Source organism: Streptomyces sp. MNU89 (genome assembly GCF_020982505.1).
Classification (GTDB): Bacteria; Actinomycetota; Actinomycetes; order Streptomycetales; family Streptomycetaceae; genus Streptomyces; species Streptomyces xinghaiensis.
The window spans coordinates 3,937,435-3,952,034 of the sequence record NZ_JAJKLL010000001.1 but is presented as its reverse complement, the minus strand read 5'-3'; the positions used below and the strand labels follow the sequence as shown (position 1 = coordinate 3,952,034).

At 73.8% G+C, this 14,600-nt stretch carries 13 protein-coding genes and 2 pseudogenes; 7 read left to right on the top strand and 8 right to left on the bottom strand.

The genetic code is table 11. The annotated features are described in order from the left end of the window. Positions 1 to 723, top strand: coding sequence for an SLATT domain-containing protein (locus E4N63_RS17040; RefSeq protein ID WP_227959077.1), 723 nt, complete (start codon positions 1 to 3; stop codon positions 721 to 723). A gap of 119 nt (positions 724 to 842) precedes the next feature. On the opposite strand, the gene E4N63_RS17035 is transcribed toward E4N63_RS17040, so the two are convergent. From E4N63_RS17035 to E4N63_RS17025, 3 genes are all read right to left on the bottom strand, one after another. Then, the gene (locus tag E4N63_RS17035) at positions 843 to 1,496 is read right to left on the bottom strand and encodes a hypothetical protein (RefSeq protein WP_039820239.1); all 654 of its coding nucleotides are present in this window, start codon (positions 1,494 to 1,496) and stop codon (positions 843 to 845) included. 144 nt (positions 1,497 to 1,640) lie between these two features. Beyond that, positions 1,641 to 3,701 carry a glycosyl transferase gene (locus tag E4N63_RS17030; protein ID WP_230241085.1) on the bottom strand — a complete coding sequence of 687 codons (2,061 nt, stop codon included), beginning with the start codon at positions 3,699 to 3,701 and terminating at the stop codon, positions 1,641 to 1,643. A gap of 121 nt (positions 3,702 to 3,822) precedes the next feature. After that, positions 3,823 to 4,527, bottom strand: coding sequence for a GntR family transcriptional regulator (locus E4N63_RS17025; RefSeq protein ID WP_230241084.1), 705 nt, complete (start codon positions 4,525 to 4,527; stop codon positions 3,823 to 3,825). Between the two features lie 556 nt (positions 4,528 to 5,083). Between E4N63_RS17025 and E4N63_RS17020 the strand changes: the two are divergent. The 4 genes and pseudogenes from E4N63_RS17020 to E4N63_RS17005 form a co-directional block, all read left to right on the top strand. Then, positions 5,084 to 5,710: pseudogene (locus E4N63_RS17020) on the top strand (DJ-1/PfpI family protein); the annotation flags it as partial. 260 nt (positions 5,711 to 5,970) lie between these two features. Continuing rightward, the gene (locus E4N63_RS17015) at positions 5,971 to 6,396 is read left to right on the top strand and encodes a MarR family winged helix-turn-helix transcriptional regulator (RefSeq protein WP_227962798.1); all 426 of its coding nucleotides are present in this window, start codon (positions 5,971 to 5,973) and stop codon (positions 6,394 to 6,396) included. A gap of 82 nt (positions 6,397 to 6,478) precedes the next feature. Further along, a pseudogene (locus E4N63_RS17010) lies at positions 6,479 to 7,216 on the top strand (serine/threonine-protein kinase); the annotation flags it as partial. An 829-nt stretch (positions 7,217 to 8,045) separates the two neighbouring features. After that, entirely contained in the window at positions 8,046 to 8,558 is a 513-nt protein-coding gene (locus E4N63_RS17005) for a hypothetical protein (protein ID WP_228429453.1), read from the top strand. 21 nt (positions 8,559 to 8,579) lie between these two features. On the opposite strand, the gene E4N63_RS17000 is transcribed toward E4N63_RS17005, so the two are convergent. After that, positions 8,580 to 8,828, bottom strand: a complete 249-nt coding sequence (locus E4N63_RS17000) for a hypothetical protein (RefSeq protein WP_125626698.1) — start codon at positions 8,826 to 8,828, stop codon at positions 8,580 to 8,582. A gap of 185 nt (positions 8,829 to 9,013) precedes the next feature. Between E4N63_RS17000 and E4N63_RS16995 the strand changes: the two genes are divergently transcribed. Continuing rightward, positions 9,014 to 9,475 (top strand): VOC family protein, encoded by a 462-nt coding sequence (locus E4N63_RS16995; protein ID WP_308188705.1) that lies wholly within the window; start codon positions 9,014 to 9,016, stop codon positions 9,473 to 9,475. Between the two features lie 106 nt (positions 9,476 to 9,581). Here E4N63_RS16995 and E4N63_RS16990 read toward each other — a convergent pair whose 3' ends face one another. The 4 genes from E4N63_RS16990 to E4N63_RS16975 form a co-directional block, all read right to left on the bottom strand. Next, the gene (locus E4N63_RS16990; RefSeq protein WP_230241083.1) at positions 9,582 to 9,875 is read right to left on the bottom strand and encodes a hypothetical protein; all 294 of its coding nucleotides are present in this window, start codon (positions 9,873 to 9,875) and stop codon (positions 9,582 to 9,584) included. 731 nt (positions 9,876 to 10,606) lie between these two features. Beyond that, positions 10,607 to 10,798 carry a DUF397 domain-containing protein gene (locus tag E4N63_RS16985; protein WP_308188783.1) on the bottom strand — a complete coding sequence of 64 codons (192 nt, stop codon included), beginning with the start codon at positions 10,796 to 10,798 and terminating at the stop codon, positions 10,607 to 10,609. Positions 10,799 to 10,811: 13 nt separating this feature from the next. After that, positions 10,812 to 11,672 (bottom strand): Scr1 family TA system antitoxin-like transcriptional regulator, encoded by an 861-nt coding sequence (locus tag E4N63_RS16980; protein ID WP_230241081.1) that lies wholly within the window; start codon positions 11,670 to 11,672, stop codon positions 10,812 to 10,814. 170 nt (positions 11,673 to 11,842) lie between these two features. After that, a complete protein-coding gene (locus E4N63_RS16975; protein WP_125626694.1) occupies positions 11,843 to 13,126 on the bottom strand; it encodes an adenylosuccinate synthase in 1,284 nt (427 codons plus the stop codon). A 176-nt stretch (positions 13,127 to 13,302) separates the two neighbouring features. Here E4N63_RS16975 and E4N63_RS31520 point away from each other — a divergent pair, with 176 nt between their 5' ends. Beyond that, on the top strand, positions 13,303 to 14,523 hold the full coding sequence (locus E4N63_RS31520) for a diacylglycerol kinase (RefSeq protein WP_230241080.1): 1,221 nt from the start codon (positions 13,303 to 13,305) through the stop codon (positions 14,521 to 14,523). Positions 14,524 to 14,600 lie beyond the last annotated feature (77 nt).

Below are 14,600 nucleotides of genomic sequence, written 5' to 3'. Positions count from 1 at the left end.
GTGAGCCAGCCGGAAATGCAGCCCGAGGGGCCTCCCCCGAAGGACGGTGGGCGGCAGGGCGATCTGCTCGGCCGTCCTCTTCCGCTCGGTGACTGGGGAGAGCCCGCGGAACGGCTCGACGAGCTGTACCGCTGGGTGGAGGAGCGTGCGCTGCGCACCTCCGAGTGGTATCTCGCCGACCGCGGCTGGAAGCGCCGCGGCGCCAGACTGCTGCGGACCGGCAGCGCCCTGCTGGCCACGGCCGGCTTCTCGCTGCCGCTGCTGGAGCTGACCGGCGCGGTCGGCCACGGCGCGGCCTGGGGCTGTGCCGCGCTGGTCGGCGCCGCCGCCTGCGTGGTCTGCGACCGCTACTTCGGACTGACGTCCGGCTGGATGCGGAACGTCGCCACGGCGCAGGCCGTGCAGCGCCGGCTGGAGGCGCTGCAGTTCGACTGGGCCTCGGAGAGCGTCCGCGAGGTGCTCGGCCCGACCGAGGGCACGGCGAGCGAGGCCGCCGAGCGCTGCCTGTCGGTGCTGCGGCGCTTCTCGGAGGACGTGTCGGAGCTCGTGCGGTTCGAGACGGCGGACTGGATGGTGGAGTTCCGGTCCGGTTCGGCGCCGCTGCTCACCCAGTCGCTGGTGCCCTGGGGCCGGCAGGAGGGCCGTACGGTCACCCGCTTCCAGCTGCCGCCGGGCACCCGGCCCAACATGCCCCGGCAGCGACCGCCCGAGCCGCCGCGCTAGCGGGCGGGGCCGGGGGCGGCGGCCCGGGGCGGTGGCGCGTCCCCGCCGCGCGGGACGACCGCGGCCCGTACCGCCGGGCTGCGGTACGGGCCGGGCGGGCGCGGGGCCCGGGTGTCCGGTCAGCTGAAGACGATCATCGACCCCTGGCTGAGGCTCCGGGTCGCCGCCGCGTTCAGGCCCAGCCACACATGCCGTTCGCGGGCATACGGGCTGCTGTCCTCGTACGGGACGGTGACCGCGGGCTCCTCCAGGCTGGTGGGGCGGCCCGGCGGCGCGGGCGCCATCGGCGGGTTGACCGGGTCGATACCGATCGCCGGGGCGACCGCCTCCAGTTCGCGGAGCAGGCCGTGGGCGGAGCCCAGCGGACCTCCGCCGCCGAGGAGTTCCTCGTTCGACAGCGGCTGGGTGAAGTCGACCGGGACATAGGCGCCGGCGTGGTCGTAGTGCCAGACCAGGTGCGACTGCTGCGCGGTGGTCTCGAACATCTCCAGCAACTGTTCGTAGTCGCCGCCGAGTTCGTCCACCGGGGTGACCGGCAGTCCGCAGACCTGGAGCAGATAGGCGCGGCGCAGGAAGTGCAGCGCGTCGTAGTCGAAGCCGGCGACGGGGGCGACGTCCCCGCTCAGGCCGGGCATGTAGCCGAACACGGGAACGGGGGGCAGCCCCGCCTCGCGCAGGGCCTTGTCGTAGACCGCGATCTCTTCGGCGAAGGGGTTGTCGGGGCTCTGGCACAGCACATCGACGAGCGGGACGAGCCACAGATCACACGCCACGAGCACTCGCTCTCTGTCCGGGTCGGCACGATGGTCGGATCAGCGTAATGGGCGGGGCCGCCGCGCGGGCGGCGGCACGGGGTGGAGCGGGGCGGAACGGCCGGAAGCGTCGCCTCCGGGCCCCCCGTTGCCCGTTCTGCCCGTTTACGGGACGTCCCAGACCCAGGCGTCGCCGACCGGCCGTCCCGGCTCGTCGAGCAGCCGGTCGAGCGTGGCGCGCAGGGCCGTGTCGTTCGGCTGACGCTGGAGCACCAGGGCGCCCGCCCGCCAGAAGGCGAGGTCCTCGCGGGCGGCCCGGCGCTCCTCGGGTCCGATGGCGGGCACCCGGCCGCTCCAGCGCACGTCCCAGAGCATCTCGCCGGTCGGGCGCGGTACGGCTCCGTAGTAGCCGGGCGGGCTGCCCTGCCCCGGGATCCGCGGGCCGGCCGGACCCATGAAGTAGCCGGCGGGCAGCGGGAAGGCGAAGTCCGCCTCGATCTGCCAGCGCAGCGCGCTCGCCTCACCGGGCGAGGGCAGCGGTACGGGCACCAGCGACTCGCCGGGCTTCACATACGACCGCCAGGCGCCGCTCGCCACCACCGTCGGCACGGTCGGCCGTTCGGTGGTCTCCAGCGGCGTGGGTGCGACGGGCAGCAGCACGGCGCAGAGCGCCAGGGCGCCCGCGACCCGGATGAGGACGGCCCGGTCGCGGCGGGCCCGGTCGTCGGGCGCGGACGACGACGAACGGGCGGCCGCGGCGGCGTCCGAGACGGCGGTCCAGCCGAGCGCCAGCAGCATCCCGAGGGGCGGGGCGCACACCATCGCGTACCGGGACTCGATCACCGATTCGAAGAGCGGCAGTCCGTCGAGGAGCCGCCAGGGGCCGGGGACGGTGGCCGCGCCCTCGGTGCCAGCGAGGGAGATGTCCGAGCCGAGGGAGAGGGCCGCCGCGACGAGCACGGTGGCGGCCAGGGCCTTGACCACGGGGCGCCGCCACAGCGTCACCGTCACGACGAGGAACAGCACGGCCAGCGGCCAGCCGTAGAAGGCGTTCTGCTCGGTCGGGTTGAGGGAGAGCCGGTCGGCGGTCGCGGGGTCGCCCGCGAGGGAGCGTTCGGAGAACTCGACGAGCGCGAGCAGCGGGTTGCCGGTCGGGCCGTGGTTGATGGCCGCGTAGCTCTGCTCGCCGTAGAACTGCCAGTACAGCGGGAACGCCACCAGGGCCAGGCAGACGCCGGCGCCGGTCAGCAGACCGCGCGCCAGCGGGCCGGCGACGGCACGGGCGGCGCTCGGCCGCGCGCTGGCGTAGCCGACGGCGAAGACGACCATGCCGGTGACGGCGAGCAGCAGCGCCTCCTCGCCCAGGAAGATCTGCCAGGTCATCAGCAGACCGAGGACGACCCCGTCGTGGAGGACGCGGCGGCCCGCGCACAGCTTGAGCATCCGGTCGATGACCAGCGGCAGGACGAACAGCACGACCAGATTCGCGTGGGCGTTCGCATGGGCGATCATCGGCGGCGCGAAGGCCGCGACGGCGCCGCCGACGACCGCCGCCGTGCGGTTGCCCGTCAGATGGCGCCGGATCAGCCAGTACCAGGCGGTGGCGGTGGCGGCGAGGCCACCGGTGAGCACGGCGCCCCAGGTGACCGTGGGCCCCAGGACGGCCGTCAGCGGGGCGAGCGGGATGGAGACCCCGAACATGGCGGTGTTCGCCATCAGGTTCGCGCCGAGCGGATAGTTCTGCAGCGTGGTGAAGAGCGGGCTGTCGCCGCTGAGGACGTGGTGGGCGGTGACCGCGAAGAACCACTCCCACTGGTTCTGGTCCCGCCCGCTGTCGACGAGATAGCTCCGGTCGAGATCGGCCCAGAGCCCGGCGTACAGCAGCAGGGACGCCAGGAGGTAGCCGGCCGGCACGGCGAGCGCGGCGGGACGCGGCAGCCGGCGGCGCCGGGCGCTGACGCGCTCGCCGGCGCCGTCCGGGGTGCCGGTGGTGGCGGTGGCGCCGGTGGTGTCCTCGGACGGGCTTTCGGGTGAAGTTCCGGCCGGGGTTTCGGACGGCTCTTCGGATGGCTTCTCGGACAGGGTGTCCGGCCGCGCCTCGGACAGGGGTTCGGGCGACGGGCCGGACGGGACGTCCCCGGGCACGTCCGCCGGGGTGCTTCCCGGTGCGCTCTCCGCCGCGCCCTCCCCGGCCTCCCCGTCCCGGGTCGCGTACGTCTCGCTCACTGTCCTTCTCCCGTCGTGTCGTACCGCCCGGTGGGAAGGACCGGGACGTGGGTGCCGGAGGCCCGTGCGGTGCCGGATCCGTCGGTGGCGCGGTGCGCCGGAGCACCGGCGCGGGCGGTCGTCACGACGGTCCGTAGCGGGCCGTGAAGCGGTCGAGCAGCTCCAGGGAGTGGTCGTTGTAGCCCGTGATGATGAGCCGGGCGGCCTGCTCGTCGCGGGCGGCGACGGCGTCCGCCAGTTCCCCGTGCCCGCTCCACAGCCGCCCCGCGAGATCCGCCTCGCGCCGCAGGTACGGCACCGCGAAGACCCAGCTCTGCACCCGCACCCGGTCGAGCATGTCGCGGATGTACGGATTGCCGACGAGCTGGCCGAGCTCCCGCCAGAAACGCAGATCGTGCCCGATGAGCACGTCCAGGTCGCCCGCGCGGGAGGCGCGCACGGCCTCGTCGGCCCGGCGCCGCAGGGAGCGGAGGGCGGCCGGGGTGAGGGCGTCCAGGATGCGCTGCACCGCGTGCCGGAAGATGCCGTCGACGATCAGGGTGCGCGCCTCCACCATGTCGCGGAAGTCCTGCGGGGTGAACCGGTGCACCTGGAAACCGCGGTGGTGCTCCAGATCGACCAGGCCCTGCGCGGAGAGATCGACCAGCGCTTCGCGCACGGGGGTGGCGGAGACGCCGTACTGCTCGGCGATCTCCTTGACGGCGACGTGCTGCCCCGCGGGCAGACGGCCGGCCAGCACTTCGTCGCGGAGCGCCTCGGCGATCTGCTGCCGCAGTGTGTTGCGGGTGACTGCCGAGCCGCGGGGGTGGCTGCCGCTGCCGGGCATGGGGTCGGTCTCCTTCGCCGTGACACGGGGGGGGCGCTGGTCGCGCGGCCTCCGGGTCACCTTAGGCGACGGCGGGGCACCCGTCTCCGGCGGATTCACACCGTCCCCGCACGTGGGACGGCCCGGCCGGACGAACGGGGCCCGGCCGTGCGGACACGACGGGCCCCGTTCGCACCGTATGCGCGGAGGCGACCGGCGGCTCCTCGTCGAGAGCCGCCCGCCCTTCCTCGGCCTCCGCGGCGGTTGCACCCATGAATACGGGGCGGGGCGGCCCGTGTTCACCGGGCGGGGACGGAAATCCGCGATCCCTCCGGCGTGCACCGGCGCGCCGAGCTCCGCGCCCCCTTCCTCCCTCCGGCCCCGAGCCTGCCGGGCGGCGTTCCGTCCGGGAGGCGTCCCGTCCGGGCAGCGGGGCACCCGTACACCCTCCCTCGATTGACAGCGTGCTGACGAATTGACAGTGTGCTGTCCAAGGCGACCGAGTGCCGCGCGGCCCACGCGCCCACCGGCCCGCCACCGCCGCCCCGGTCCACCGGGTCCGGACACAGGAGAAGCCATGAGCAGCACCACCGTGCACCTCGCCGTCTACGACACCCTCGCCGACTGGGAGTTCGGCTACGCCACCGCCGTCCTCCGCGAGTCCGCCTACCACCGCGCGCCCCGCCGCCCCGTCGGGGTCCGGACCGTCTCGCTCGGCGGGGCCGGCCGCCCCGTCACCACCATCGGCGGCGTGCGGATCGTGCCCGACATGGCGCTGGAGGAGCTGCGCCCCGGTGACAGCTCGCTGCTGATCATCCCGGGGGCACGCCTCTGGGACGCGGGCGAGGAGCTGGCCCCGTTCGCCGGCGCGGCCCGCGCCTTCCTCGACGCCGGTGTCCCGGTGGCCGCGATCTGCGGCGGCACGGCCGGACTCGCCCGCACGGGCCTGCTCGACGACCGGGACCACACCAGCGCCGTCGCCGAGTACCTGGCCCACCAGCCCGGCTACGGCGGGCACGACCGGTACCGCGACGCGGACGCCGTCCGCGACCGCGGCCTGATCACCGCCGGGCCGACCGAACCCGTGGCCTTCGCCCGCGAGATCGCCACCGAGCTGGACCTCATGGAGCCGCATGTCCTGGACGCCTGGTTCCGGCTCTACGCCGCCTCGGACCCGACCGCCTTCCCCGTGCTGATGAGCGCGGCGGAGAGCGCGGCCGCGGACCGCACCGGCGACGACACCACGGGCGGCATCGTGAACGGCACGGCGGAGACGCCGTACCCGGGCGCGGAGTCCGGACGGGTGTCCGCTCCGGGAGACGGCGCCGCGTGAACGAGCCGAGGAGCCGGCGGGAGGGCACGGGGAGCCCGGAGGCCCCGGAAAGCCCGGACGCCGCCGGGGCGCCGACGGCGCCGGCGGAGCCGCAGGGACCGGCGGAGCCGGGGGTACCGTCCGAGCCCGAACTGCTGTCCCGTACCGCCCTGGCCGCCTTCCGCCTCAACGGGCAGTTCCTGGCGGCGGCCGAGGCCATGGCCCGCCCGGCCGGGCTCACCGCCGCCTGGTGGCAGGTGCTCGGCGCGGTGCTCCGCGAGCCGCTGCCGGTCGCCGGGATCGCCCGCGCCATGGGCGTCACCCGGCAGAGCGTGCAGCGCGTCGCCGACCTGCTGGCCGGCCGGGGCCTCGCCGAGTACATACCGAACCCGGCGCACCGGCGGGCCAAGCTGCTGCGCCCCACCGAGGAGGGCCGGGCGGCCGTCCGCCGCATCGACCCGGCGCACGCGGAGTTCGCGCGGCGGCTGGCGGGGTCCATGGGGCCCGGGGAACTGGAGGAAACGGTACGGGTTCTGGAACGGCTCGTGGACGCGATGGACACAATCGGGGGTCGCTGAGCGCGCTGTCGTCCCGCCACCGGACGTCCCGCCCTATTCTCCCCCTGTTGGGGAGAGCACCAGGGGGAAGGGCACGGGGCTTATGGATGAGCTGAGGGATGACGACCCGCAGCGGATCGGCGCGTACCGGCTGCTGGGCCGGCTGGGCGCGGGGGGCATGGGCCTGGTCTACCTCGCCCGTTCCGACCGGGGCCGCACCGTCGCGGTCAAGTTGGTACGGCAGGAGCTGGCGGCGCAGGGCGAGTTCCGGGACCGCTTCCGCCAGGAGGTGCGGGCGGCGCGCCGGGTGGGCGGCCGGTGGACGGCGCCCGTGCTGGACGCGGACACCGAGGCGGCGCTGCCGTGGCTGGCGACCGGCTACATCGCCGGGCCGTCGCTCCAGCGGCTGATCGGCGAGCACGGGCCGCTGCCGGAGCGGTCGGTGCGCATCCTGGCGGCGTCGCTGGCCGCCGCTCTGGAGGACATCCACGCGGCGGGGCTGGTGCACCGGGACCTCAAGCCCTCGAACGTCCTGGTCACCATCGACGGGCCGCGCGTCATCGACTTCGGCATCGCCCGCGCCCTGGAGACCGTCACGGACGGCGGGCTGACCCGCACCGGCGCGATGGTCGGCTCCCCCGGCTTCATGGCGCCCGAACAGGTGCGCGGCGAACGCATCACGCCGGCCTGCGACGTCTTCTGCCTCGGCTCGGTGCTGATGCACGCGGCGACGGGACGGCCGCCGTTCGGCGGTACGGAGAGCGGGGTGCCGGCGGTGCTGTACCGGATCGCGCAGGAGGAGCCGGACCTCACCGGACTGCCGGGCGGCCTGCGGGAGTTGGTGGCGGACTGCCTGGGCAAGGACCCGGCCGGGCGGCCCTCGCCCGCCGAGTTGCGGGAGCGTTCGGGCGCGGACGCGACGCTGGGCGACGGCCGGGCGCTGGAACCGTGGCTCCCGGGCCGGGTGGTGGCCCAGCTCGGACGGCACGCCGTACAGCTGCTGGAGGCCGAGAACCCGGCATCGGCCGACGGCGGCCCGGCCGCGACGGAGCCGGTGGCCGCTTCGGCGGCGGACCGCCCCGCGGCCGGAACCGGACACGCGTACGGGCACGGCCTGGCGCGCGGAACGGACCCGGCACCGGAACAGCCGTACGAGCCGGCGCCGGAGCACACACCGGTGAACGGATCGGGCGAAGACCCGTACGGCGCCGGACCGTACGGGCCCGGCCGGGAGAACGGATCAGGCGGCGGACCGGCGCACGGGGGAGCCCACGGCGCCCCGGGCGCGGGCCACGGCGACAGCCGGAACGGCCACAACGACCGCAACGGCGCGAGCGGGCACGAGGGCCCGACCGGACACGAGGACGGCCCCAGCGGCTGCGGCGGCCAGGGCGGACGGGAGAACCACCGCCACCACACCCCGCACACCGCGCCCACGGCGACCTCGGACGTCCCGGCCCCGCCTCCTCCTCCCCGCCCCGGGGTCCGCACCGCCCGCCTCCACGCCGTACTACGGCCCGCCGCCCCCGGGTTCCGGCTACGGATACGGCACGCAGCAGTACAACACCACGCCGGGCTACCTCCCCCCGTACCGTCCGGACCACGGACTCCATCACGACGGCTCCGCCCGGCCCACCCGCCACTGGCGCATAAGCGCCCTGGTCACCGTCGTGGCCCTGGCGGTGGCCGTCATCGGCGGCACGACCGTCTACACCCTGCTCAAGGACGCGGGTTCCGCAGCCGACCGGAGCCGGAACGGCGCCTCCGGTTCCCAGGGCACCCCGGACACCCCGAACAGCCCGAACCCGGACACCGACGACGCCTCTCCCTCGCCGCAGCCCTCACCCGGCGCCGTCCCGCAGGAGTACCTGGGAACCTGGGAGGCGGCCTTCGGCACGGCGGAGCAGGATGTCCGCCGCTTCACCCTGGTCCAGGGAAGCCCCGGCGACACGGTCTTCCGGCTGGACGCCGACGGCCCCGGCTACCACTGCGAGTTCAGCGCCCGGCTGCGGACCGGCGGCCCTCCGGTCGAACTGGAGGCGTCCACCGTGGAGATCGCCCAGCCGGACACGGCCTGCCAACCCGGCCCGGTCACCACCCTGGAGATGGAGTCCGGCGGCAGCCTCCGCCGCGTCTTCTCCGAGGGCACCGAGAAGCCCCTCGTCTACACGAGGATCGACTGACCCGGCCGAATCCGGGGGCACTCAAACGGCTGGTCCCACCATGACGTCGACGTCGCCGGACCAGGCATCGGCCCGGCGGGCGAGCACGTCTTCGGCGTCCTCCCGGCACGCCTCGGAGAAGTGGAGCTCAAGGGCTTCCGCAATCGCCGCCTTGGCCTCCGCGAGATCCTTGCCCCACCCACGGGCACCGGTCACCGGCTCCAGGGCGCTGTAGCCGCCGCCATCGGGCGTGTAGTGGACGCGGAAGGCAACGCGCTGATCATCAGCCATACGGATTCTCCCGAGGCACAGAGGACGTTCCCTCGACTGTAGGAGCGCTCTGCCCGCGCCACGGCCCGTGCCCAGACCCATGCCCCGAACCGGGCACTACGGCGCCGGCCGCGCGCGTTGAGGACCCATCCTGTCCGCAAGGGCCCATAGCGTGACGGCACGGGCGCGAGCGGAAGGATCTCGCGGTGACGGAAGGATCGACGGTCATGCTGCGAGGTCTCGCCACCGTCAGCTTCTGGGCGGACGACGTCGAAGCGGCGAAGAGCTGGTACAGCGATCTGCTCGGCATCAGGCCGTACTTCGAACGCTCAGGCCCGGACGGCAAGCCGGCCTACGCCGAGTTCCGCCTCGGCGACTTCCAGGCCGAACTCGGCCTGATCGACCGCCGCTACGCCCCTCCCGCCGCAGCGGCCGAAGGCCCGGGCGGCGCCGTCGTCCACTGGCACGTCGACGACGTGCCGGCCGCCGTGGAGCGCCTGCTGTCGATGGGCGCTGCGGAGTACCAGCCCGTCACCCCTCGCGGGGAGGGCTTCGTGACGGCATCGGTGACCGACCCCTTCGGCAACGTCCTGGGCATCATGTACAACCCCCACTACCTGGACGTCCTGGCACGCATCCCCGGCTTCGACCTCCCGGAGCCCGGGTGAGCCGTGCCCGCCGCACCGGGCCGGGGCTCCCCTTCCGGCCATGGCCGGGAACGGAGCGGTCCGGGCAGGGACGGGGGACGCCTGCCCGGACCGGTTCGAGGGCGGCCTACGAACGGCGCGCCGCCGCGTCCTCCCGTTGGTGGCTCCGGCAGTACGGCGTGCCGCCGGGCGGGGTGGTCACGGGCTCGTCGGCGAGGGCGTAGCAGAGCTGCGCGTGCAGCACCTCCGCCTCGGCGACGGAGGGCCGCAGAGCGAGGTCGGTGTCGAACCGGCCGTCCTGCCGCAGCCACAGATGGACGGCGAGCCGTCCGTCCGGCTCCCACGTCACCGGCTTACCGGGAACGCGGCTGACGCAGAGCCCTTGCGCGGGGCCGGAGCTGCCGGGGGTCCGGGTGCTCATCAGGCAGCCACCCCCGCGACGGGAGCCGTCCCGCCGACCGGGCCGTCGGCGCCCTGCGCGAGGAGCGCCGCCCCGAGGTCATAAGCCTGAACGGTCTCGGGGCAGGCGTGACCCCGTCCATCGCCAACGCGAGCGCGGCCCGGCGCCGTTCCTGGCGCCGCTCGTGGGCGGAGGGACGGAACCCCGCGGACGCGTCGGCCCGCCGCCCACCGCCGTCCCGAACCGGCCGTTCCACGGGCCGGTAGTACGGCTGGGGCTCCGGCCAGGGGTGCGGCCGGAGGCGCCCCAGCCGGTACGGCGGGTCACCGGCCCGGACGAGGATCCGCAGACCGGTGGCGGTACGTGCTTCTCGGGCAGGTGCCGGGGCCACGGCCGGTACGGCAGAGGGAACGGGCATGGCCCCGGTGGCGCGCCGCCACCTCATGGTGGGGGCGAGCGGCGCGCGGAGCCGGGCTAGTGCGCGCCGGAGGGCACGCCGGATACGGTGGTTCATGCTGACGCTCCTGGTAAGCGTTGGCCACGCCCCGGGGCGCTGCAACGCCGCCGGGGCACTTTGTGTCTGCGCGCAACGTGATCTCACGTTCCGCGAAGCCGTGAAAACGCTAGCGACAAACAGCAGCTACTTACAACGTGTTGTAATCATGAACTCGATATGGCATATGCCCTGCCCCACCAAAGGGGTAAAGAACGCCCGCCAGGGCGAACGCAGGTCCGGAAATCGATAACGCGAGTCAGAGAAGTGCGTCGAACTCTCCGGCTTTGACTCCCGCGACCAACGTACGAAGACGCTCGGGTGTGGTCGCGATGACCCCCTCCGGGGCATCGCTCTCTCGCATCAGGACCACAGCTTCGCCTGCCGCAAGCTCCAGGCAGTTACCTTCCGGCTGCTCCGAGAACGAAGACTTCTGCCACCGTATGTCCACTCTTGCCACGCTTTCATAGTTCCTGCGCCGCGTCGCGGATGAAGTCTCGCGACCGGCTCGGGCTGAGGGCGCGCTCTTCCATACGGTCCAACACCGAACGGTAGTTCGCCAGATGGGTCTCCGCGTCCAGGAACGACGACCCGACCGGAGTATCGGTCTGCACCGTGTCGAGCTGCGAGACCGGCCCGTGCGCGTACAGAGTCGAACTCGCCGCAGTGGGGAACCCGCCGGCGGCGAACGGCAGAACGCGGACTGTTACGTTCTCCCGCTCGGATTCCTCCAGCAAGTGCCGCAACTGCGTCCTGACCGTCTTGCGGCCACCGAACTCCATCCGCAGAGCCGCTTCGTGAATGATGAACTTGCACTCGGGCGGCTGCGGTTTGCCGAGCAAACCGGAACGTCTGAGCCGGAAGGCGAGCTTGCGCTCGAAGTCGTCCGGTGCCATGGGCGGGACCGCCTCGCCGAAGACGGCCCGCACGTACTCCTCGTGCTGGAGCAGCCCGGGCATGTGCGTGATCTGCGCCGCCCGGAGAGCCACGGCACAGTCCTCCAACTCCGCGAGGTCGAGCAGTGTCGAGACGAGGACGTCCCGATACTCGTCCCACCACTTGATGGCTCCGGCACGGCGCTCCCTGGCCATGTCGGCGAGCGCGTCGATGTATGCGGCTTCGTGGCACGAGTAGTTGGCGGCCCAGACCCGTACCCGATCGGCACTCACCCCGAAGCGGCCGGACTCGACGTTGCTCACGGTCGTCCGGTCCGTGCGGTGCATGACGGCGGCCTCGTTGATCGTCAGCCCCACCCGCTCACGCATCTTGCGCAGCTCCGCCCCGAGCCGCCGCTGCCGCTCGGTCGCTGGCTTCCTGACCGGCATCAGCGCTTCCCCTCCGTCATGGCGCCCCAGCGTAGGACGGCTGCCACGGCGCCGTGCCGAGTGACGGGGAGGCCACGATCAGCCGGACCAGGGAACCGGACCAGCCGGAAGCCCGGAATGCCGTGCCCGGCGGGGCAATGGACACCCCGCCGGGCACGGCGCACCGGGGCTCAGAGGAACGAGTTGATCTCGATCGTCTCCGTGCGGCCCGGGCCCACGCCGATGGCGGAGATCGGGGCGCCGGACATCTCCTCCAGGGCCTTGACGTACCGCTGGGCGTTCTTCGGGAGTTCCTCGAACGTCTTGGCCTTGCTGATGTCCTCGGACCAGCCCGGCAGCATCTCGTAGACCGGCTTCGCGTGGTGGAAGTCGGTCTGGTTGTACGGAAGTTCCTCGACGCGCTTGCCGTCGATCTCGTACGCCACGCAGACCGGGATCCGCTCCCAGCCGGTGAGGACGTCGAGCTTGGTGAGGAAGAAGTCGGTGAGGCCGTTGACGCGGGTGGCGTAGCGGGCGATCACCGCGTCGAACCAGCCGCAGCGGCGGTCGCGGCCCGTCGTCACGCCCCGCTCGCCGCCGATGCGACGCAGCGCCTCGCCGTCCTCGTCGAACAGTTCGGTCGGGAACGGGCCGGCTCCGACGCGGGTGGTGTACGCCTTGAGGATGCCGATGACCCGGCTGATCTTCGTGGGGCCGACTCCGGCGCCGGTGCAGGCGCCGCCCGCGGTCGGGTTGGAGGAGGTGACGAAGGGGTACGTGCCGTGGTCCACATCGAGCAGCGTGCCCTGGCCGCCCTCGAAGAGGACGACCTTGCCCTCGTCGATGGCGTTGTTGAGGACGAGGGTGGTGTCGGCGACGAAGCCGCGCAGCTCGTCCGCGTAGCCGAGCAGTTCCTCCAGCACCTGGTCGGCGGCGATGGCGCGCCGGTTGTAGAGCTTGACCAGCATCTGGTTCTTGAAGTCGAGGGCCGCCTCGACCTTCTGCCGCAGGATCGACTCGTCGAAGAGGTCCTGCACGCGGATGCCGACCCGGTTGATCTTGTCGGCGTAGGTCGGGCCGATGCCGCGCCCGGTGGTGCCGATCTTGCGCTTCCCGAGGAAACGTTCGGTCACCTTGTCGACGGTCGTGTGGTACGGCGTGATCAGGTGCGCGTTACCGCTGAGCAGCAGCTTCGAGGTGTCGACGCCGCGCTCCTGGAGCCCGCTCAGCTCGGAGAGCAGGACCGCCGGGTCCACGACGACGCCGTTGCCGATGACCGGGGTGCACCCAGGCGAGAGGATGCCGGAGGGGAGGAGATGCAGCGCGTACTTCTGGTCGCCGACGACGACGGTGTGGCCGGCGTTGTTGCCGCCCTGGTAGCGCACCACATAGTCCACGGAGCCGCCGAGCAGGTCGGTGGCCTTCCCTTTGCCCTCGTCACCCCACTGAGCACCGAGCAGCACAAGTGCGGGCACAGGCGTACACCCCTTCCGGGCGGGGCATGTCCAACGTGCACGGCGGCGATCGCGCGGCGTTCTCGGCGCGCGCCGTCCGCAGAGCCGTCGAACCGGTGCCCCGGATAGACGAAGCCCCTGGCGCAAGACAGCGACAGGGGCTCTTGCACCGAGAGATTACCTGAGGAAGGACCGAGGTGTCGGCTCCAGCACCCGGCGAACGCCCACTGCTCATCGTCATCGACCCCGTGGCCCGCCGCGACGACGCCGAATCGGTCCGCATCGTGCGGGACGTGCTGTGCGCGGGGGCGTCCGCCAAGGTCTGCCTCCCGGACGGGCCGGAGGACATGGCCCGGCATCTGGCGCACCGGGGGCGGCGGCATCCGGTGGTGGTCGGTGACGATCTCGCGCTGCGCCGGATCGTGGGGCTGCTGCACCGGGAACGGGAGCTGGCGGACGCGGCGCTGGCCTTCGTACCCGTGGGGGCCTCGGCCCGGTCGACCGCGCTGGCGCGCGAGCTGGGGGTGCCGCTGGGCGCGGCGCCGGCGGCGCGGGTGGTGCTGGAGGGCAGGGAGCGGCGGCTCGATCTGCTGATCGACGACAGCGACGGGGTGGTGATCGGCGGGCTGAGCATCCCGGGCAGGGACGGCGGGTTCCCGGGCCGTACGCCCTGGTGGCAGCCGGCGCTGCGCGGCTGCCGGGGACTGGTGCGCGGCCACCGCCGGACGAACGGCAGTGCGGGGACGGGGGCCGGGACGGCGAGGGGCGGGCCACCACCGGCTGCGCGTGGAGGCGGACGGGGTGGTGCTCGTGGACCTCGACCGGCCGGTGCGGGACGTGTCGGTGACGGTGTGCGGCGGCGCCTCCGGATTCCGGCCGGGAGCGACGGAGCCGTGGGGGCGGCGGCGCGGGGAGGGACGGGTCGCGGTGGGACGGGACCGGCGGGGACGGGATCGGCGGGGAAGGAGCGCGGCGCGCGGCGGGCTCCGGCCGGAACGGTCACGGACCGACCGGCCACGGCGCCCCTTCCGGTTCCGCTTCCGGCGCCGGGCAGGGCGGCGCGCCGCGGAACGGGTCCGGCGGTCGCGGGCCTGCCGGTACGGAGGACGGGGGCTGGGCGGGCCGGACGCGGGAGCCGGGCGCCGGGCGGCGGCGGGCGGCGGCCCGGGGCGACGGCGCACGGACCGGATTCCGCTTGCGGCGGGCTCGCGCACATCGTCATCCAGCCGGTGGACGGCGGCCGCGGCGGTGCCCCGGTCACGGCGCACGCGCGGGCGATCACCGTCTCCGGGGCCGACTTCCACTACCGGGCCGACGCGGTGGTCGGCGGACCGGTCCGCACCCGTACCTGGACGGTCCGCCCCGGGGCCCTGCGGCTGACTCTTCCGCATCCGGCTCCGCCCTCGGGTGGGTCCTGAGCAGCCCTGGCGTTCACCGGGGGTCCGGCAGCACCGGGCCGGGGGCACTTCATCCGGGGCACTCCGCCCGGGGAGCA